Consider the following 18,453-nt stretch of genomic DNA (forward strand, 5'->3'; position numbering starts at 1 on the left):
CCTCGCCGCGGTGAATTCCGCTTGTCTACTGCGCCCGCCGAGTCGAACCGCGCGTCGTACCTAGACCACCTCGTCAGCCGCCACCACTGTGTCGTAGAGGCCATAGTGTGTGAGGCCTTCGTGGGACTCGATGCCGGTGTACGCCAGCGAGGAATCCTCGTAGCGGCGGAAGGCGAACACCGCCTGGTTCATGTGCGTAGCGTTGAAGACTCCGAGGTTCACGAGTAGGTGGAAGTCGCCGACACCGAGGCCGGTCACAGCCTTGAACAGATCCGGTTCGAGCTTGGTGATGACGTCCTGAAGGGTGTTCTCGCGGAAGTCAGTCAGGTACATGAACGCCGGAATGCGCGTAGCGAACTTGATCAGCTTCTCCTGGATCTGTTTCCGCTTGGACTTGTATTCCTTCTCTTCGGCGGTGAGCTCCTTCTTCTCGGCCTGGGAAAGCGCCTCGCCCTTCTCCTTCTTCGTCTTCTTGACTGCCTCACTCTTGTTGACCACCGTCTCGAAGATCGCGCTCCCAAGTGCACGAAAACCTTCGATGTTCATGACCGCAGCCATCGCGGCCTCACTGTTCATGATCCGTCGCAGGGTCTCGTTGTCGACGTTGACCAGGATCGCGGACTCCCACTTGCGCGCCAACAACGTCGCTGAGGTTCCGGCGATTGCGATGTCGAGGATCGCGGCGGCATCAACCTGGGTCATGTTCGACCCGTCGTACGCAAGCACCGGGAGGAAGCTGACTAGTTCCTCGACGGCGTGTTCGGGGTTCGGTGTCTCGGGCGACAGACCTGCCCCGTAGTCGGCGATCTGCCGCAACGCGCGGGTCGGTGCAAAGTCGAATACGAAGCACACGGGCTTGAGAACGGTTTCTGCGGAAGGGTTGTCGCCTTCAGGGTTCTTGATCGACCAGGGTGACTGCACACGGAACGCGGCCTGGAAGTACGTCTCGGGCGAGCTGAGGTTACGCAGCATCAGGATGGACGCCCACTGCTTGACCGTGACGCCGGTCGTCAACTTGCCGCACGACAGGGTGATGGTCTTGGTGTCGTTGCCGTCCCGGATGGCGTCGCGTACCGGCGGCAGAGCGTTGCGCCCGATCCCGGCCTGCGGCCCGGCGACGGTGAGGATCTTGTAGTCGTGCCAGAACGTGTTCTGCGACTCAGCGAGCAGGTTCGCCATCGCCTCGCACGCCGCGACGTTCGGCAGGAACCAGAACGAGTGCTGCATGTAGGGGAGCAGGCGCGCATCGGAATAGGGGAACGGTGGCCGGGTTCCGTTCTTCAAAGCACTGATCTGGGTTGGGAAGTGCCCGCCCCGGATGATGTCGAGCCACTTCTGGACGTCGGTCTTGTGTATGAACTCGGCGGTGGATCCGGAGCCGGTGGCGTCGAAGAACGCGTTGAGGTCGAACTCGTCGAACTCGCCCTGGCGAGCGACAGCGATCAATTCGTCGGGCATCTGATACGTCATCAGGCGCATCTCGGGTAGCGCGCCATAGGGGTTCCACTCACCGGGGTAGTCCCGGGCGAACTCCGCCTTGGCTCGCTGCTCGTCGGTGTAGGTCCAGTTGAAGATCTGCTCCTCGATGAACTCACCGGTCGCGAGCGCCTTGAAGGGGGTGCCCGACAGATACAGGTAGGCGCGGGTGGTGATCGGGAGGAAGTCGTCTTCGCTGTTACCTAGCTCGTCGAGCTCCTCTTCGAATGAGTCGAGGCCCTCGTTGAACTCGGCGGCGATCTCCTTCTGCTTGACCGCCTCGTCTTCCCCCTCGAACAGCTCCTTCGCGCTATCGCGCCACGCGCCGAAGTGGTACTCGTCGAATATCACCAGGTCCCAGTTGGTGGTGTGCACCCACTCGTTCTTCGCCTTGATGAGTCCGGTTTGCCGGTCTCGCCCCATCAGGTCCTGGAACGAGCCGAAGTACACCAGCGGGCGGGTGGGGTCCACGGAGGTAAGGTCGCCGGCTGCCGCGGAGAGGAACTGCCAGCCATCGAAGTCGGCGTGTGATTCAAGGTCGGTCTGCCACGCGTCCGCGACCGCCGGCTTGAAGGTGACGACGAGAATCCGTTTGGCGTCAAGGCGTTTCGCCAATTGGTAGGAGGCGAAGGTCTTGCCGAACCGCATCTTCGCGTTCCACAGGAACCGCGGCACCCTATCCGGCTCTGCGGTCCATATCGACTGGTAATACTCGAAGGTCTTCTCGACCGCCTGCTTCTGTTCGAGCCGCGGCGCAAAGGTCTGGTGGTGGGTACCGGAGAGCTGCTGCCCGGTGCGGAGTTCCGTTATCGCCGTGAGCACATCGGCCGGCGTACACCGCATCCACTCTCGCGCGGACCCGAATGCCGGGTTCTCGAAGCCCTTCTCGATGAGTCGCTGACGCACATCCGAATCCCGGAACACACTGCCGTCGTCGCGCTCGGCGAGCTCGTCGACATGGAGTGTGTACGCCTGCTGCATCTGTCCTTGTGACTCCCGGATGCGGTCGTTCACATCCGCCTTCGTGGTCTGGCCGACCTTGATGAGTCCGGCGTAACCGCTCGGCGGGTCGTTCGGAGTCCAGGCGTAGATTCGCAGTCGAGCTGCGGGTCTCTCGGGGAGAAGCTCCTCGACGGACTTACTCGTCGCCGTCATCAGTGCCTTCATCTTCTGTGCCGTCGTCAGTGTCACCGTGCTCTGCGACCTGGGATTCGATGAACGCGATCTCTTGCGGGGTCAGTTCGTAGCGCTCGTAGAGCAGCGCGTCGGTCCAGTCCCGGTCCAGTGGGACGTCGGGAACGAACGCGTAGACGTCGCGGGTGGCGTGCTGTGTGGACTTACGCAGCGACACGAGGAAACGCACAAACCGGGTACGCAGGTACCGGGCATATCGCGTGGCGTCCTCCTCTTTGGAGAATCTCCCGGCTACGAGGTACGTCTCACTACATGCTGTCCCAGGTCCAGCGATGATTGGCTTCGACAGGAACTTCGTCTCAACCGCCGCGCTCGTGCCCTGAACCGCCGTCATCAGCACCTTCCACTCGTCGATCCACGCATCGTTCTGGGGGATCTGGCTTCGGTTCACCCACGAGATCTTCCGAGATCCGAAGAGCTGTACAGGGCTCCGCAGCCCCCCCGGCGCGCTCTTGCCGTGAAAGTTGGTGGGTAGTCCGAAGGGCTTTCGGCTGGATATCCGCGCTGCGAGGGTGGGCTCCTTTTGGGCGCGCACCTTCTGTAGGATCGGAACGGATTCGTTACGGCGGACAAGAACGTCGTATTCATCGAGGTAGCGGGCAGCGGGCTCACCCACAGGCTTACCGTCCCACATCGTCTGGACGGTGCAGGGTCCGTCGTAGTCGCGGTCCCACAGAAAGTACGAGACGCCACCCCGGATCTTGACCCCGGGGAACGCCTCGTACAGCTTCGGATAATCGACAATCTCGCGCATCCGATGGTCGCTGAGCATCGACTTGCGGTATTCGTCGAGACCTTTGCCTCCGGCGAACCATCGCGAGGGTGTGACGAACACCGCGAAGCGCGGGTCGAGACCGAGGGCCTTCTCGACGAACAGTTGATAGATCGGCGCAGCCGAGGTGCCGTAGCCCCCGTCGCTGAGCTGGTACGGCGGGTTCCCGATGATCACGTCGAAGTGCACGTCTTCTCCAAACAGCTCGGTGATCCGAGCCTTGATGTCGTCGGTGTGGATGATCGCGTAGGCGTGCGTCTCGAGATCCTTGCCGCGTGCGTAGTCTTCTTCACCCGCACCGCAGTAGGCGCACTTGCGTTTGGTGTATACGGCGATTTCATCACCAGTCAACGGATCGACCCGAAACTCGCGTGTACCCCCAGCCCAGGTGTGCTCGGTCCGCTCGAACCAGATGTTGCCGTGCTCGGTATCGAAGGACTTGGCGATGGAATGCGGACCGTTCGCGTACTTCGAGCAATACACGCTGCGGCGGGCGAGCATCCCGGTGAGCCGGGTGATTGCGATGGCGTATACCTGCTTGGTGAGGATGTGGTCAACGCGCTCGTCCAGGTCAGGGAGTCGGCCGGCTAGGCCATCGGTGAGGCGGCGGACTATCTCGCGAAGGAACACCCCCGACTTGGTGAAGGGGTCGAGGAATGTCACCGTCGGATCAGCCCAGAGGTCTGCGCCGTCGTGAGCCGCGGCCCACGACTTGGCCAGCAAGTCGAGCATGGCGTTTGCCATCTCAGGTGGGGTGAAGACCTCGTCGTTGGAGAGGTTGGCGATGCAGGTCAGAACATCTGGGTTATGTGCCCGTAGGGCGAAGGCAGCCTGGCTCATAGGTTCAGTTGTTCGGCGATCTGGCCGACGGTCATGAGTGGGTACGTCTTGACGGGTGTGAACAGGTCCTCGTGGGCGAGCTCGCCGAAGAGTGTGCCCTCGAACGAGGCGCGCTGGGTGAGCGAGTCGTAACGGAAGTCCCGGCGCTGGAACTTGCCCTTTCCGAGATAGCCCCACTCGGGGAACACGATGGGCGTCCCGGCGGGGTCGGTCATCGTCAGCGCGTCGCCCTGAACGATATTCGCGGCAAGCACTGTTCGCGCGGATCGCGCCCACTCGTCGCTGGCATCTAAGCCGAGGAAGCCGTTGAAGACAGACGCCAGGTTGTCGCGGCAGTCTTGGGCGTTGTCCGGCAGCAGCTCTATCCCGTAGGTGCACATCAGGGCAAACAGGGCGTGATGCCTTTTCTCGAACTCGTTCCTCCCGTACCGGTACTGGACCGCGGCGAGTTTGCGAACGAGTACGGGGATCAGAAAGTTGCCGGCACCGCACGCAGGTTCGAGCACCCTGGAGTCGATCCGCTCGGATTCCTCCTTGACTAGGTCGAGCATGGCTTCGACCATCCAAGCCGGGGTGAACACCTCACCGTGGTCAGCCACCCGTTGCCTGGACTTGACCAACCGCTCTACCTCAGCCGGCAAGGTCGGCGAAGTCACGACAACCTCCTCGAACTTCTGTGCACTCACTTGCCGAGCCTACGAGACCAGCACAGCCAGAGCATCAATTGCGGAAACGTGTCCTCCTCGCGACGGATTCGTGTGCGGGTCTTCGTAACCGAGGACGACTCTCCCGCAGTCGCCTTCAGCGCGTGGGATTCGTGGCTACGTTTCACGATCGCGAGGGTTGACCGGGTGACCCAGACCCTTCCAGAACGCTGACTTCACGTCGTGCTGCTCTAGAAGTTCGGGCAGCACAGGCTCGGCGGCCTTCCCGCGAACGAGGATGTCGTCGAGTGAGGCAATGACATCGAGCACCGACCTGGGCTCGAACTGCCCCGCTTGCCTCTTGGCCTTGTTGCGCACGTTGTTCGGAGTCGGGCCGGCGTCGATGACGGAGTGGTTCCACAACCGGCTGTGGTGTGCGCAGCGGTTGCGGAGGTAGACGAGTGCTCGCACGCGGGAGGGGAACCCGGCCTTGGCGACGCCGAGACTGTTAGCGACCGCCTCAGCCACGGTCCCTTGGCCGCCGCGCTCGATGCACTTGGACAACGTGCCGAACGAGAACGCCTCGACGGCCGACCAGACGGGCAGGCTGGTGAAGTCGGCTGCGCCTCTGCCGGCATTCGTGTAGCGCAGGATATGCCGCTCCCTGCTGCGCTCGATGTCCTTCAAGCACGACTCGACGGTCGGGTCCGAGTTGCTGGCGTCGGTGAAGAAGTCCTCTTCAAGGTACCGGCCACACGGGCCGTGATCATTCGCGATGACGTATGCGGTGTGGGTGCGGAGAAGAACTTCGGCTCGGCCGAGACGATGTGACAATACCGACCGCAACGCTTCGTCGGCGTCGTAGATCGCGCGGATGTCGTCGAACGCTGTGTCGGGTTTGAAGTTGTTGTCGCCACGGTGAGGTGCTATCTGGAAATAGCGCATGTATCCGGAGAACCGGTAGTAGTTGTGCGCTGCGAGGAACGCCGCGCACGCTTCCTGATCACCGATGATGAGCCCCCGCTCCACAAGCAGGTCAACCTGTGCATCCCATGACAGGCTCGGCTTCAACAGGCACCCCAGAACGAAAAGGCCCCTCCCATTTGAGCATCGTGGAGAGGCTTGGGAGGGGGTCGATTGGGACCAGCATAGCCGAATCTGCCGACACTGCGCAAAGGGTGGGCTGGGTGTGCCCGGACAGCGGACAGCCCATGAATCCGCTCCCATGACCGCCAAAGCTTCCTCGGTGGCCAGCTGCAACAGGAAGTCGCGCTGAAGGCTCGGCACAAGTGCTCAGGTGTCGAGGACAGCGCGATACACGTGGGCGAGTCTTTCAGACGCTGCGGACGGTCAACGCTTGCGTTTCGCCTCGGCGAGCAACTCGGTCACCTCGTCGGCGTCGGCATCCGCGAACTCCGCCGAGCTCTCGGTAATGAACCGGTTGCGCCGGGCGCGAAGCTCCTCGCGGTAGGCGAGAACATCGGCAAGCCGGAGCTTGCGACGCACTGCACCGGGTACGTGCGCGTGCAATTCGCCGTCCTCGATAAGGCGAACCACCGTGGGACGGCTCAGGCCGAGGATCTCGGCGGCCTGCTGGGTGGAGATTTCTCGGTCACGAGTCAGGATGCTGATTGACTGGCCGTGGCTGAGGGCGTGGGCGACACGCTTGAGGACTTCGTAAAGCTGCTCGGTCAGTTCGACACGGTCGTGTTCGCCCGCGCCGGATAGGAAGAAGGCAGGCTCAGGAGAGGACCCGTGACGGGCCTCGTGCGTCTCCATGAAGCTGAGGACATCGGCAAGCCCATCGGCATCGGCCGGAACCGGGCTCACAATCTCCGCGGAGGCGGTGCTCATGGGTCTCACTTCCTCTCATCTCACCGTCGGAGCCCATCCAATCGTAGCAAAGTTGCGAAAGTTACGAAAAGTGACCGGGTTGAATTATGCCGAGCAGTGCAGCACCCCCCGGGTTACCAGAGAATCCACTCGTCGGGAAATTGAAACCCGCCGGGCGTCGCGAAATGCGTACTCGCGCCCATACGGTTGGACCATGGATAAACAACTCTGGCCCACAGCTCCGAGCGGAGACCTTGAACCAGGTGTGCCCGACTTCGCAAGATGGGGCGAAGCGGCGCCCTTTGTCGCACTATCAGAACGCCTTTACTCGAAAACGTGCACGTTGGCCAGCGATATCGATGACTTCGGCACCCGCGTCAGCGATCCCGCGGTGGTCAATCACATCGTCAATCGGCTGGCATTCGTGGGCTCGCATATCGCCGACATTGTCCACTCGCTGTCGGGCAAGCTGGACCGGTCAATGATCGACCACGATCATTGGCTTGAGGTATTGGAGGCGTTCGATGGCGCCAAGCGTGCTTTTCATGAGGCCAATGGAGCAGCGCAAGCAGCCGCCGAGGTCATGCGCAATCACACGCAGATCCCGCGCTGAGGCGACGGGTGAGCCGTCGTGGCCCTACCGAGTAGGGCGGTCGCGAGCTGGGAGGCGAACGATGGTCCGTCGTTGACCAGCGCGTAGCCGCCGGCAAGGCCGCCTTGATTGCAGAGTGTTCGCCGTCGCCGAACCCTCCGACACGCCACAACGCCGGTGTCACGATCGATCCGGGCGACGAGGCGCGTAGCCGTACGCGGCACAACCGAAGTGGGGAAGCGGCTGCCAGAATCGCCGTACACCGCTTGGTTGCGCGACCAGCGCCGGACGATACGGCGAGCCGTGAGGTACGCGTCCTGAGCGATCTCTACCACGGCAACGGCCTTCTTGAGTCCGCACGCACCCCAGAAGCGGCCGGGGCCGTGACCGGGCCGCCGCCAAAGGTCCGGAACGATGTGCTGATACTCCTTGTCGCCGTGCAGGTTCGGCGATGAGTGCTTGGTGAAGTAGATGGCCAACCGCTTGGGGTCGCAGGCCTTCAGCCCGTTCCGCACGTCGATGGCGGTTCCGGCGAGCCGGTGACGAGCTTTCTGCACCGGGTCAGGGTGGTCGACGATCTGTGCCCAAGTCTCGGATAGCCATTGAGCGAATGCTCGGCCCGAGCGGCCCGGTGATACCGGTGGAGCCATCCAGAGATGAACGTGCGGGGCGCCGCGTCGCTGAAACTCTAGTTTCCAGATATAGCGAGCAGGCTCACCGTATTCACGTTGAAAGCGCTTGCGCCACACCACCATGTGGCGCTTCACGCTGGCCCCGTCGGGGGCAACATCCTCCCAGTCGCCGGGATAGGTGAGAGTGACCATGGCTGGGACCCGGCCGGACTCCACAAGGGGGCTGTAATCGAGTTCAGCGAAGGTGCGGCACATTGCCGAGCGTGATTTGCGGGACCACTCGGTGATAACACCTCCAGCAGTCCCCTGGTCGCGTGCCGTAGGACTCCGTCGTGTCGAAGACACGACGGCCTGATCATCGTTCCCGCCCGTGCGGGCAAGGTCGTCTCTGATTTGCAGCTTGGCATACTCGACGTCACGTTGGTGATGACCGACGGCCCGCTCGGCGGCTTTCTCTGCGCGGACGGGATTGGTCCACCCGAGGCGCACGACGCCGGGTCCGACGGTGATGTGAAAACGCCCCGATTCAGGTTCGGTGCCTCGACGGTCAGGACCGGAAGCCCACGGTGCTGCCGGCTCGAACAGTGCAGCAGCTGCGGTGACCATCTCGGGACTTGGGAACCGCAGCCCCAGAGCGTCGATCGCCCGCAGATCGCCAGTCGCGACCCCGTCGACGATTGGGTCGCGGACATTTTCGGCACATATAACAAGCCCGCCGGCCCGGGCCGGGTTGAATCCGGTGCCGCGGTCAACGTCCGGCCGACCACTGTCGCTCTCGCGCCCTGCGGCCTCGGCGGCCTCGGGCGCTCGCGACCTACCGTCAACCGAGGCACCGGCAGAACCGTGCCGCGAAGGCGGATGTTGTGATGCCGATGTCGAGTCCCGCGTGGAGGGTGTCGGTACGACGGCTGACGATGCGATGCTGGGCATCGGGATGCCTGCTCCCCGGAGCCCGCGCAACCGCGCACAACTCAGGCGGCAGCACGGAAGCTCCTGATAGGGAGTGCAAGCACCGTGTCCGGTTTATGTCCGTTCGCCGGACAGGCTGAATGCGTCAGCGCAGCTCAATGCGGCGCATACGACGAACAGAATCAGATAAACCGCAGGTCAGCGGCTAATCCGTCCGCCTGAAAAGCGGAAGGTCGGCGGTTCGATCCCGCCCCTGGCCACTTCTTCACTGCGCCGCCGTATGGGCGTTGCGCCTCAGGTAGGCGTCCAGGGACCAGGCGCCCGCCCCGCGAGGAGCAAGAACAGGCTGCCGCACAGCTGCGCCAAATCCAGCCGGGTTTCGTGGAGGAAGTCGCCCCAGCCGTGCTCGCCCTGAAACAGTGTCGCCCCACGAACTCGGCAGTTTGGTGATCAGCAGCGCGCCCAGCATGTCGACGATCATCGGCACCGCCGCCAGGCGCGTCAGCAGGCCCACTAAAATCAAAGCACCGCAACCTATTTCGAACACACCATTCAGGTCGGCGAAGAGCGGTGCTGCGGGAATCCCAGCCTTGTGAAACCGGCCGGCGCCGAATGAGTTGGCGCGCGCGAACTTCCGTTGGCCAAATTGAGTCTTGGCATGCCGGCAGAATACGTATCAATCCTGATTGATGTAATTTGGGTCTGGTGCAGAACAGCATCGCAGCGGCCGGCGCCTCGCCGCCCGCGTTCTTGCGGCTGGCCGGCGAGCCACTGCGGTGGCGGCTGCTGTCAGAGCTGGCGCGCAGCGACCGGCGGGTGGGCGAGTTGACCGAGTTGGTCGGACAGCCCCAGAACGCGGTGTCGTATCACCTGGGCCGGCTGCGCGCCGGTGGGCTGGTGTCGATGCGGCGCAGCTCGGCCGACGGTCGCGACAGCTATTACCGCATCGAGCTGGTTCAGTGTGCCCAGCTGCTCGCCGCGACGGGTGCCGCGCTGCATCCGGGTTTGGCTTCCGAGCCTCCGGCGGCTGACATCCGTAGGTCCGCGCCGGTACGGGTGCTGTTCCTGTGCTCCGGCAACAGCAGCCGCTCACAGATCGCCGAGGCCTTGCTGCGGAAGGCCGCCGGGCGGCGCGTGCGAGTGGCCAGCGCCGGCAGCAGCCCGAAGCCGGTACACCCCAACACCGCGCGGGTGCTTGGCGAGTACGGGATCGACGCGGCCGGACTGCGCAGCAAGCACCTCGACGAGATGCGCAGGCGGCGATTCGACTGCGTCGTCACGGTGTGCGACAAGGTCCGCGAGATATGCCCGGAGTTTCCCGGCGGTGGGCAGGCCATTCACTGGAGCATTGCGGACCCGGCAGCCGCGGGTGCCGGACGGGCCAGCTATCCCGCGTTCCGCGCGGTGGCCGCAGATCTGCACTCGCGGGTCGGCTATCTCGCCCAAGCCCTGTCACACATGCAGAGAAGGTGATTGCTCGTGAGTCTCGATGAAGGTCTGGTCAGCGTCCGCTATCTCGTCGACGACGTAGCGGCCGCCGTTGACTTCTACACCGGCCACCTCGGCTTCAACCTGCGCAGCGCACACCTGCCGGCATTCGCCGACGTCACCCGCGGCAACCTGCGACTGTTGTTGGCAGGACCCGCGAGTTCGGCGGGCCGTCCGATGTCGGACGGCACGACACCCGGTCCCGGCGGCTGGAACCGCATCCACTTGATCGTTCCTGACGTGGATGCAGAGGCGGCGCGGCTGCGCGCTGCGGGGGTCAGGTTCCGCAGCGACGTCATTGCCGGGCCCGGGGGGCGCCAGATCGTGCTCGACGACCCGGCCGGCAATCCGGTCGAACTGTTCACCCCCGCCGGGCCGAGATGAGCAGCGGCAGTCGGCGTGACTTCCTGAAATGGAGCGGCGCCGCGGCCGTGGCGACGATCACGGCGACGACGGGCTGTTCGCGGCCCGCCCCTTCGTCTCCACCCGGCGGCAAGGCCGATCACACCCTGCGCATCGGCACCGGCACCGTTGAGTTGGCCCCCGACCAGATCGTGTCGACCCTGCTCTACAACGGCCAGTTCCCCGGCCCGCTGCTGCGGCTGAAAGAGGGCCAGCGAACCTGGGTGGACATCTACAACGACACCGGCACGCCCGAGCAGCTGCACTGGCACGGCCAGCACGTGGGTGTCGATGTCGACGGCGCCGCCGAGGAGGGCACCCCTTACATTCCCGCACACGGCATGCGGCGCATCTCCTTCGTCCCCGGCCCGGCGGGCTTCCGCTTCTATCACACCCACGTGGTGCCGCGCGCCGATCTCTCCGGAGGTCAGTACAGCGGGCTGGTGGGTCCGGTCTACATCGAACCCAAACAGAATCCAGGCCGCTACGACCAGGAGATCTTCTTGACGCTCAAGGAATTTGAGCCGGTCTTCAGCCGCGGGGGAGACATGGCCAGCGACTTCCTGGCCGGCGAGGAGGACCCCGACCTCAGGCAGAAAGGCGAATCCGCCATGGACGCGTCGCTGAACCGGGGCGATCCGCACGGCTACGAGGTCAGCTACGGCGCGTTCGCCGTCAATGGACGCATGCTCGGCCACGGCGACCCGATCCGGGTGCAGAACGGTCAGCGAGTGCTGTTGCATGTGCTCAACGGCAGCGCCACCGAGACCCGCAGCCTGGCCCTGCCCGGGCATGCATTCGAGGTCATCGCCCTGGATGGCAACCCGGTGCCCAACCCCACAATGGTGCCGGTGCTGTGGCTCGGTGCCGCCGAACGGATCTCGGCGCTCGTCACGATGACCAATCCCGGAGTGTGGGTGCTCGGTGATCTGTCCGACGACGACCGAGGTCACGGAATGGGCATCATCGTGGAATACGCCGGGCAGAGCGGGGAGCCGCGGTGGCTGCCACCTCCCGCGTTCACTTGGGACTACCGCCTGTTCGCCAAACCAGGCTCGGCGCCGGGCGTCCCGCCGGACCACACGATCGATCTGCTGATCGAGAAGCGCAACGCCGCCGACAACGGCTTCAACGTCTGGACATTCAACGGCACGCCGTTCTCCATGGACGGACCGATGCTCGATCTGAAACTGAACCAGCGGTACCGTCTGCGCTTCCGCAACGCCACCGACGACCTGCACCCCATGCATCTGCATAGGCACACCTTCGAGATCACCCGCTTCGCCGGGACACCCACCGGTGGCGTGCGCAAGGACGTCGCCATGCTCGGCGGTTACCAGACCATGGAGGTCGACTTCGTCGCCGACCAACCCGGCCTGTCGCTGCTGCACTGCCACCAGCAGATCCACATGGACTACGGCCTTATGTCGCTGCTGAACATCAACTGAACGGAGCTGGCGTAAGTGAGACCCGAGCGTGCCCTGTTCGTCTTCGAGGGCGTCGAGGTTGAGCGCGACGGAGTGCGTGCCCTCGACGGGTTCGACGCGGCCGTGCCCGAAGGGGGAGTGACCGCAGTGTTCGGGCCCTCAGGGTCGGGCAAGTCGACGATGCTGCGGCTGTGCAATCGCCTGGAGGTGCCCACCGGTGGCCGGGTGCTGTTCCGGGGAGCGGACATCGCCGATCTGGATCCGTTGCGGCTGCGCCGCGAGGTCGGGATGTGTTTTCAACGCCCGACCCCGTTTCCCGGCACGGTGGCCGACAACCTGCACGTCGCCGACCCGGAAGCAACGGAGGCGCAGATGGAAGAGGTCCTGGCCCGGGTAGCGCTGACGGGGTCATGGCTGGACCGCGACGCGACTGCGCTCTCCGGAGGTGAGGCGCAGCGAATGTGCCTGGCCCGCACCCTGATTGCCCGGCCCGAGGTGTTGCTGCTGGATGAGCCCACGTCGTCGGAGGACGCCGAGGCCGCCCGGGTAATCGAGCAGGCGGTGCGGGAGTTGGCGGACGCGGGGTTGACCGCGCTGTGGGTCAGCCACAACGCCGAACAAGTGGGACGAATCGCCGACCGGGTGCTGCGCATCGAGCGCGGACGCTGCCTCGGCATCACCTCGGTCGCCGCCGGCCCGGGGCAGGTGTCGCAATGAACGGCCAGGTTTCCTGGGTCGGGTTGGTCATGTCACTGGCGCTGGTTGCCTTCGCTGCCGGGATCTCGCTGTGGCAACGGCTGGGCCTGGAGCGGCAGGTGCTCTGGGCCGCGACTCGTGCCCTGGTCCAGCTGCTGATCGTCGGGGTGGTGCTGGCCTGGCTGTTGCAGCCGGGCCGCTCGCTGTTGTGGTCGTGGGCCTGGACCGCGGGCATGGTTTTCTACGCCGGCGACGTCGCCCGCCGCCGCGTCCCTGAGGTGCCCCGGCTCGGCAGGCTTGCCATCGTCGCGTTCGCCGCCGCCGCGGTGGTCACGCTGGGAGTGGTGTTCGGACTGCGGGTCTTTCCGTTGCAGAGCCGCACCCTGGTACCGATCGTCGGCATGATGATCGGCAACTCGATGACCGCCGTGGTGCTGGTGGCCCGGCGTCTGGTCGACGAGTTGCGCGACAAACGCGACGAGGTGGAAACTCGGCTCGCACTCGGCCAACCGTCACGCCAGGCCGCCACTCCCTACGTCCGCGTCGCCCTGCGCTCCGCGCTCACCCCGCAGATCGAGTCGACCAAAGCCACCGGGCTGGTCTTCCTGCCCGGTGCGATGACCGGTCTCATCCTTGCCGGTGTGCCGCCGCTGCAGGCCGTCCTGGTGCAGGCGGTGGTCATGTTTCTCGTCCTCGGCTCGACCGCGACCACCACCGTCGTCATCGCGCTGGGACTGCTGCGCCAGATATTCACGTCCGACCATCGGCTGCGTCCGCTGCCCCGGCGCCCGGAGGTCACCTCGTCGCGCAGGCGCGGCAATCGTTCGGCGGCTTGACCTTTGATCAGGGACTGGGGAAGGGAGTGCCGGTCAGGATCGAATCCCCCGCCAGCGCGTAGCTTGCCAGTCCCAACCCCGCCAGGAACGGGAGCAACCCCATGTTCGCGGCGATCGGGTTACCGATCGCGTTCATTAGTCCTTCGACGGGCTGGCCGTTGACCATCTGAATCAGCCCGTCCAAGAACAGGTTGTAGTCGTAGGACGGCAACGAGATCAGCGCGGCAGTGGCGATATCCGCGGTCGGCAGCAGCGTCGAGTACGCGGTCGATAGCGCCGTCGTCGACGACCCGACGAATTGGCTGTTCGCGGATTGTATTTCGCGCAGCAGGTCGGTGACGCTGGGCACCGCCAGCGTGCCGGGCCCTTCGGAGAACGACGAAAGGGCATCCGGAAAGGACGGCAGCGCAGGCAAAGTGGGCGGTGTGGACAGGTGCGCGGCTCCGGCGGTTACCGCCTCCTGAAATCCGTTGACCAGGGCCGGTCCGAGGGCGACGGTGGTCTCGGGTGGGGGCAGGAACCCGAATGGTGTGGGCACATCGGCGGGTCCGGTGGACCAGCCGTAGTTCGGGTCGCCGTACCCCCAGTTGACGAGGGGCCGCAGAATCGGTTGCAGGACATCGGCAATGGGATCCCCGCCAATCGGCAGGTAGCGCAGGGGCTCCAGCAGCGGCAGGTTCTGGGTCGGGATCATGTAGTAGGTGGTTGTGGTCGGCCCCTGCGTCGGCAGGACCACGGCGGAGGCGAGTTGCGCGGCCGTGAGGCTGTCGTATCCACCGTGCACGGTCACCATGCCGAACAGCGCGTTCAGGGTTGACAGGGGATTGATCGGGTATCGCGGAAAGTCGGCCCAGCCGTCGTATTCGATCGTGTACGCCGTGGTGGGGAAAGAATTGCTCGGCGCTGCGCCCAGGGCCGTGAAGCCCAGACTCGGAAAATTGATTCCGGGGAAGCGGGCGTCCCAACCTCCGTTGGGATTCATCGAATTTCCCAGCAGCACAAAGTTTATCGGTAGTGAGCTAGGCGACCCGGTAGGGTTCAGCTGCTGCATCGCCAACGCGGCGATGTTGGCGCTCTGCGAGTAGCCGACCACATTCACGGCCATGCCAGCGGCGAGTTGCTCGCGGATGGTGGTGGTGAGTATGTCGACGCCGCGGGCTATCGACACATCCGAGGTCAGATCCTTGATACCGCTGTCGGGATACTCGCCCGCCGGAAGGTAGAGCGCTCGCACGAGCCCGGCGGGGAAGTTGGGCGCGACGTACCTGCTGACGACGTTGGCGACGAATTCCGGCGATGGGATGGGTGTTCCGCTGCCGTCCATCACCCAGGTGACGTACGGGCCGGCGGCAAGGGCGTGGGTCAGCGCTGTCGGGCTTCCGGTCAGCGGCGCGGCGAGCGCACTCAGGTTGGCGGCCTCCGCACTGACGTAGGAATCTCCGGCCGCGCCCAGCAGCTGGGCGAAATGGTCATGAAAAACTGCGGCCTGCGCCATGGCCGCCTGACCCTGCCTGGCGAAGCCGTTGAACAGCCCGGTGATCGCTTCTGATACTTCGTCGGCCGCCATAGCCGCCATGTCCGTTGTCGCCCGCGCCGCCGCCTCGGCGGCATCGCTGATCGCCGTGCGTATGGACGCCACGTCCGCGGCCGCGGACGCCAGGATCTGCGGGTGTGTCTGCACGTGCGTCACTCGGTCGTCTCCCCCACCACAAGCACACTGCCACGTGTGGGGCGTCTCAAGCCGGTGGATCGGCGGTTACCTAAGCTACATCCAGCCAATTCTCAGCTGGCACAAAGCAACACGAAGAGATACCGGGCTGTTCGGTTTACCGATATCCGCTTCGTATGCGGGATTCTAATCCGGCAAGACGAGGGTAATTGACCGCTTTTAATCGCGGCTATTGGTCGCAATGTGTGTGCGATGGCTCAGCTTGCCATGGGCCCCGGCCAGGCGCCGATACGCGCAGTCGAATACGAGTCGGAGTCTCGCACGGTGATCCAAGATTGTTCGTACTCGGGCATCCTCGTGAAGGTCATCCGCCCAATTGCCTGGTTGCCGGTATGGGCGTCGCTCGGACAGCAGAACGCGCACAGGGCGTGGTGCAGGGTGGGGTAGCCGCACGCGGGGCAGATGCTGGTGGTCATGTGCGGGAACTCCTCGAACGGGTGTAGACGGACAAGTCGCGGTCTACCCCGGTGTCGGGGCCGGTAAACCCGGCTGTGGCATGCATCAAACGCAATCGGCGGATACACCCAAAAGGGTGGTTATAAGCCCGCAGAATCCGGGAACCCGCATCACAGCGGCGCCCGCTCGGGGCGCCCTTAGGTCAGGAGACTGAAATGGTCGGAACAATTGTCTTGGCTCTTGTTGTCGGCGCAATCATCGGTGTGGTGGCACGAGTGGTCATGCCGGGTAAACAAAATGTCGGCATGATCGTGACGGTTCTGCTCGGCGCCGCGGGCGGATTACTCGGATCGGCTATCGCAAGCCATTTCGGATACTCCAATGCCAATGGCGGAATCGCCTGGATTCCGTTCTTTATCGGCGTGGGTCTGGCTGTCATCTTCATCGCGGTTTACGAAGCGGTCACCGGTCGCCGCACCCGGACCGGGACGCTGCGCTGATCCTCGCCGCAAAACCCGGCCCCTGTCGATGGGCTTCGTTCCTCGACAGGGGCCCGGGTCGGGGTCGAACGTATGAATGGTCGTACGTATGAATGAGAGCCATCCGGTTGCTACGGCCCCGGAGAAATCGCCGGCGGAAGCCGCCGCCAGGGCAGCATCGGTTTGGCTTGATCGACCCGGGACGCAAAGGTCAACTGGCCAGGGGACCAGACCAAGCGTCAGTAGTGGCAGGCGTGGTGTAGCGGTAGCCCGAGAACACCGATGGCAGTGAGCGAGAATTCGCGGCAACGTCACCCGGCTGGCAGAACGCGCACAATGCGGGGCTCAGCGTGGGGTATCCGCACGCGGGGCATACGTTGGTGCTCACCAGCCGTGGCCCTCTCTCTAGACGTGTGTTGAACGCTGCCACCGTATTACCCCGGTGAGGTAAGTCCAAACGCCTCGCCGTCACCCGCTTTTCATGGCGATGTTGCTATATCGCTAGTAATTATCGATTGGTCGCAGAGTGGCCCGATGCTAGGGCCGGTGTCGCCGGTGCGCTGCCCAGACGCCGCCGTCAGGACGACCGGCGGCCATCCTGGTCGGTTACCCGCCGGTCCACCGGGCGGCGGCGAAAATGGCTGTACAAGAGCGTAATTGAGCAGCCGGTCTCAGTCCCGATAGGCGGGCAGGTTCTCCGCGAGCTCGGCGAACACCGCCTGATTGAGGCTGAAGGCCACACGGACCTCGTCCACCGCGCGATCGATGGCGTCGTCCCCGAGGCCGAGATCGTCGAGCCTTGCCCGGTAGGCGTCCTTGTAGGGCTTCGGCCGCACCGGGAAGTCGAAGAACGCCAAGCCTGCTCCGTCGAGTTCGAACGTGCGGTCCAGAATCTTGCCGATCGCCTGTCCGCCGGAAAGATCGCCGAGGTAGCGGGTGTAGTGATGCGCCACCAGCGCGCCGCCCCACGAAGCTCCGGCGAGCCGGTCCCGATACATACGCGCCGCGGGGGATTCGACCTGGCGCGCGGCGCCGGGTGCCCAGTAGTCCAGGTCGGCATCGATGGCCGTCAGTCGCTCCAGAGACGGGTCGTAGACGGCGGCGACCAACGGATCGTCGCGGCGAGCCCGCACCGCGGTCTCCAGCGCCTCGTAGATCACCCGCAGCCGCAACAGGTAATCGGCGTAGCCGCGGCGGTTGACCCGGCCGGACAGCAGTTCGGACACAAACGGAGAGTTCTCTGCGGCCTCGTGCTCGGCCGTCGACCCTTCCTTCATCGCAACGGAGAAGGCGCGGACGGCCTCGGCGGTTTTCCGTCGCATCTCGGCTCCACATCCCGGTACATCACGGTCAAAGATTTTGACAACCTGTCAGAAACTTACCACAGGTCTCCCGTCCTCGCTCGTCCTAAGGTGTCCTACCGAGTGCCCGCAGCACAAATTGCTCGATCGTCGCAGTCGGGAGGTCTCGCGGACCCAGGCAGGCATGGATCAGTGAGATGGTGGCGTCCTGATCCTCGATGACGAACTGGCCGCCGGCCACGCCGTCGGCCAGAATTTCACGCAGCACATCCTCGATAGCAAGGACGTGCTCCCGGATGGCGTGCATGGCGTCGTGCGACAGAGCTCCGTAGAGCCGCGGCCCCAGTCCCATATGGAACTGCTCGCCGGCATTGAGCTGATGCCTTATGTAGATGGCCAGGCGCGTCACCGGGTCGTCGACTCCTGACAGTTCAGCTCGCAGGCCCTCGATGTAGCGGCTGGTCTCGTGCGAAGCGAAAGCGACCACCACTGCGTCTTTATCGGCGAAGTGGTGATAGATGGCGGTGCGGCCGATGTCGGCCGCTGCGGCGAGCTTGGCCATGGTGATGGCGTCGAAGCTGTGCTGTGCCATCAGGCTGGCGAACGCTTCGAAGACGCGTCGCTGTACCTGCTCGCGGTGCTCCTCCACGGACGAAGCGCTGATCTTGGGCACGCGGCGACTCTAACCCCAACGTAGGAGCCCCGACGTAGGATGGACAGCGGCAACGAACAGCAGGGGACAGGGGCGGGTGCGCTCGCCCGGGGAATCGTCGCAGTCAATGCGTCGCCGACCGCGGATTGCAGTCC

General features: G+C 64.4%; 17 protein-coding genes, 1 tRNA gene and 1 pseudogene. 8 read left to right on the forward strand and 11 right to left on the reverse strand.

The features are described 5' to 3' along the window. Window positions 1-60: 60 nt before the first annotated feature. The 5 genes from ACNQS7_RS23995 to ACNQS7_RS24015 all read right to left on the reverse strand — a co-directional run bounded on the left by ACNQS7_RS23995 (window position 61) and on the right by ACNQS7_RS24015 (window position 6,780). Window positions 61-2,667 (reverse strand): DEAD/DEAH box helicase family protein, encoded by a 2,607-nt coding sequence (locus tag ACNQS7_RS23995; RefSeq protein ID WP_256100834.1) that lies wholly within the window; start codon window positions 2,665-2,667, stop codon window positions 61-63. After that, window positions 2,615-4,282, reverse strand: a complete 1,668-nt coding sequence (locus ACNQS7_RS24000) for an Eco57I restriction-modification methylase domain-containing protein (RefSeq protein WP_256100835.1) — start codon at window positions 4,280-4,282, stop codon at window positions 2,615-2,617. The genes ACNQS7_RS23995 and ACNQS7_RS24000 overlap by 53 nt, the downstream gene beginning before the upstream one ends. Continuing rightward, window positions 4,279-4,968 (reverse strand): N-6 DNA methylase, encoded by a 690-nt coding sequence (locus tag ACNQS7_RS24005; RefSeq protein WP_256100836.1) that lies wholly within the window; start codon window positions 4,966-4,968, stop codon window positions 4,279-4,281. The genes ACNQS7_RS24000 and ACNQS7_RS24005 overlap by 4 nt, the downstream gene beginning before the upstream one ends. Window positions 4,969-5,103: 135 nt before the next feature. Then, a complete protein-coding gene (locus ACNQS7_RS24010; RefSeq protein ID WP_418014493.1) occupies window positions 5,104-5,997 on the reverse strand; it encodes an Abi family protein in 894 nt (297 codons plus the stop codon). A gap of 279 nt (window positions 5,998-6,276) precedes the next feature. After that, on the reverse strand, window positions 6,277-6,780 hold the full coding sequence (locus ACNQS7_RS24015; RefSeq protein ID WP_256100838.1) for a helix-turn-helix domain-containing protein: 504 nt from the start codon (window positions 6,778-6,780) through the stop codon (window positions 6,277-6,279). A gap of 193 nt (window positions 6,781-6,973) precedes the next feature. Between ACNQS7_RS24015 and ACNQS7_RS24020 the strand changes: the two genes are divergently transcribed. Continuing rightward, a complete protein-coding gene (locus ACNQS7_RS24020; RefSeq protein WP_256100839.1) occupies window positions 6,974-7,372 on the forward strand; it encodes a hypothetical protein in 399 nt (132 codons plus the stop codon). Here the strand turns inward: ACNQS7_RS24020 and ACNQS7_RS24025 are convergent. Further along, window positions 7,351-8,913, reverse strand: coding sequence for a hypothetical protein (locus ACNQS7_RS24025; RefSeq protein ID WP_418014494.1), 1,563 nt, complete (start codon window positions 8,911-8,913; stop codon window positions 7,351-7,353). The two genes, ACNQS7_RS24020 and ACNQS7_RS24025, sit on opposite strands and share 22 nt — an antisense overlap. Window positions 8,914-9,087: 174 nt before the next feature. Here ACNQS7_RS24025 and ACNQS7_RS24030 point away from each other — a divergent pair. Next, window positions 9,088-9,152: transfer RNA gene (locus ACNQS7_RS24030), tRNA-Phe, on the forward strand. Between the two features lie 5 nt (window positions 9,153-9,157). On the opposite strand, the pseudogene ACNQS7_RS24035 reads toward ACNQS7_RS24030, so the two are convergent. Continuing rightward, window positions 9,158-9,493: pseudogene (locus ACNQS7_RS24035) on the reverse strand (DoxX family protein); the annotation flags it as partial. Window positions 9,494-9,597: 104 nt separating this feature from the next. Here ACNQS7_RS24035 and ACNQS7_RS24040 point away from each other — a divergent pair. Genes ACNQS7_RS24040 through ACNQS7_RS24060 form a run of 5 tightly spaced genes read left to right on the forward strand, consistent with a single transcriptional unit; the run spans window position 9,598 to window position 13,741 of the window. After that, a complete protein-coding gene (locus tag ACNQS7_RS24040) occupies window positions 9,598-10,365 on the forward strand; it encodes an ArsR family transcriptional regulator (RefSeq protein ID WP_418014495.1) in 768 nt (255 codons plus the stop codon). Between the two features lie 6 nt (window positions 10,366-10,371). Next, window positions 10,372-10,764, forward strand: coding sequence for a VOC family protein (locus tag ACNQS7_RS24045; protein WP_418014496.1), 393 nt, complete (start codon window positions 10,372-10,374; stop codon window positions 10,762-10,764). Then, a complete protein-coding gene (locus tag ACNQS7_RS24050) occupies window positions 10,761-12,230 on the forward strand; it encodes a multicopper oxidase family protein (protein WP_418014497.1) in 1,470 nt (489 codons plus the stop codon). Before ACNQS7_RS24045 ends, ACNQS7_RS24050 begins: the two co-directional genes overlap by 4 nt. Window positions 12,231-12,245: 15 nt before the next feature. Then, window positions 12,246-12,926 (forward strand): phosphate ABC transporter ATP-binding protein, encoded by a 681-nt coding sequence (locus tag ACNQS7_RS24055; protein WP_418014498.1) that lies wholly within the window; start codon window positions 12,246-12,248, stop codon window positions 12,924-12,926. Beyond that, a complete protein-coding gene (locus ACNQS7_RS24060) occupies window positions 12,923-13,741 on the forward strand; it encodes an ABC transporter permease (RefSeq protein ID WP_418014499.1) in 819 nt (272 codons plus the stop codon). Before ACNQS7_RS24055 ends, ACNQS7_RS24060 begins: the two co-directional genes overlap by 4 nt. Window positions 13,742-13,748: 7 nt before the next feature. Here the strand turns inward: ACNQS7_RS24060 and ACNQS7_RS24065 are convergent, their stop codons facing one another. Continuing rightward, window positions 13,749-15,431, reverse strand: a complete 1,683-nt coding sequence (locus ACNQS7_RS24065; RefSeq protein ID WP_418014500.1) for a PE family protein — start codon at window positions 15,429-15,431, stop codon at window positions 13,749-13,751. Window positions 15,432-15,667: 236 nt separating this feature from the next. Continuing rightward, window positions 15,668-15,886 carry a hypothetical protein gene (locus ACNQS7_RS24070; RefSeq protein ID WP_418014501.1) on the reverse strand — a complete coding sequence of 73 codons (219 nt, stop codon included), beginning with the start codon at window positions 15,884-15,886 and terminating at the stop codon, window positions 15,668-15,670. Between the two features lie 195 nt (window positions 15,887-16,081). On the opposite strand from ACNQS7_RS24070, the gene ACNQS7_RS24075 reads away from it, so the two are divergent. Next, on the forward strand, window positions 16,082-16,366 hold the full coding sequence (locus tag ACNQS7_RS24075) for a GlsB/YeaQ/YmgE family stress response membrane protein (RefSeq protein WP_055581392.1): 285 nt from the start codon (window positions 16,082-16,084) through the stop codon (window positions 16,364-16,366). A 650-nt stretch (window positions 16,367-17,016) separates the two neighbouring features. Here ACNQS7_RS24075 and ACNQS7_RS24080 read toward each other — a convergent pair. Next, window positions 17,017-17,667, reverse strand: coding sequence for a heme oxygenase (biliverdin-producing) (locus ACNQS7_RS24080; RefSeq protein ID WP_055581390.1), 651 nt, complete (start codon window positions 17,665-17,667; stop codon window positions 17,017-17,019). Between the two features lie 85 nt (window positions 17,668-17,752). Then, the gene (locus ACNQS7_RS24085) at window positions 17,753-18,319 is read right to left on the reverse strand and encodes a TetR/AcrR family transcriptional regulator (protein WP_418014502.1); all 567 of its coding nucleotides are present in this window, start codon (window positions 18,317-18,319) and stop codon (window positions 17,753-17,755) included. Window positions 18,320-18,453: the final 134 nt, after the last annotated feature.

The sequence above is a fragment of the Mycobacterium sp. 23 genome, assembly GCF_048287075.1.
Taxonomy (GTDB): domain Bacteria; phylum Actinomycetota; class Actinomycetes; order Mycobacteriales; family Mycobacteriaceae; genus Mycobacterium; species Mycobacterium gordonae_B.

Excerpts from the sequence above, each read along its gene's own strand:
- ACNQS7_RS24050 (WP_418014497.1), top strand. The coding sequence starts at position 10,761 with ATGAGCAGCGGCAGTCGGCGTGACTTCCTGAAATGGAGCGGCGCCGCG.
- ACNQS7_RS24060 (WP_418014499.1), top strand. The coding sequence starts at position 12,923 with ATGAACGGCCAGGTTTCCTGGGTCGGGTTGGTCATGTCACTGGCGCTG.
- ACNQS7_RS24015 (WP_256100838.1), bottom strand. The coding sequence starts at position 6,780 with ATGAGCACCGCCTCCGCGGAGATTGTGAGCCCGGTTCCGGCCGATGCC.
- ACNQS7_RS24000 (WP_256100835.1), bottom strand. The coding sequence starts at position 4,282 with ATGAGCCAGGCTGCCTTCGCCCTACGGGCACATAACCCAGATGTTCTG.
- ACNQS7_RS24020 (WP_256100839.1), top strand. The coding sequence starts at position 6,974 with ATGGATAAACAACTCTGGCCCACAGCTCCGAGCGGAGACCTTGAACCA.
- ACNQS7_RS24080 (WP_055581390.1), bottom strand. The coding sequence starts at position 17,667 with ATGCGACGGAAAACCGCCGAGGCCGTCCGCGCCTTCTCCGTTGCGATG.
- ACNQS7_RS24025 (WP_418014494.1), bottom strand. The coding sequence starts at position 8,913 with ATGCCCAGCATCGCATCGTCAGCCGTCGTACCGACACCCTCCACGCGG.
- ACNQS7_RS24075 (WP_055581392.1), top strand. The coding sequence starts at position 16,082 with ATGGTCGGAACAATTGTCTTGGCTCTTGTTGTCGGCGCAATCATCGGT.
- ACNQS7_RS24070 (WP_418014501.1), bottom strand. The coding sequence starts at position 15,886 with ATGACCACCAGCATCTGCCCCGCGTGCGGCTACCCCACCCTGCACCAC.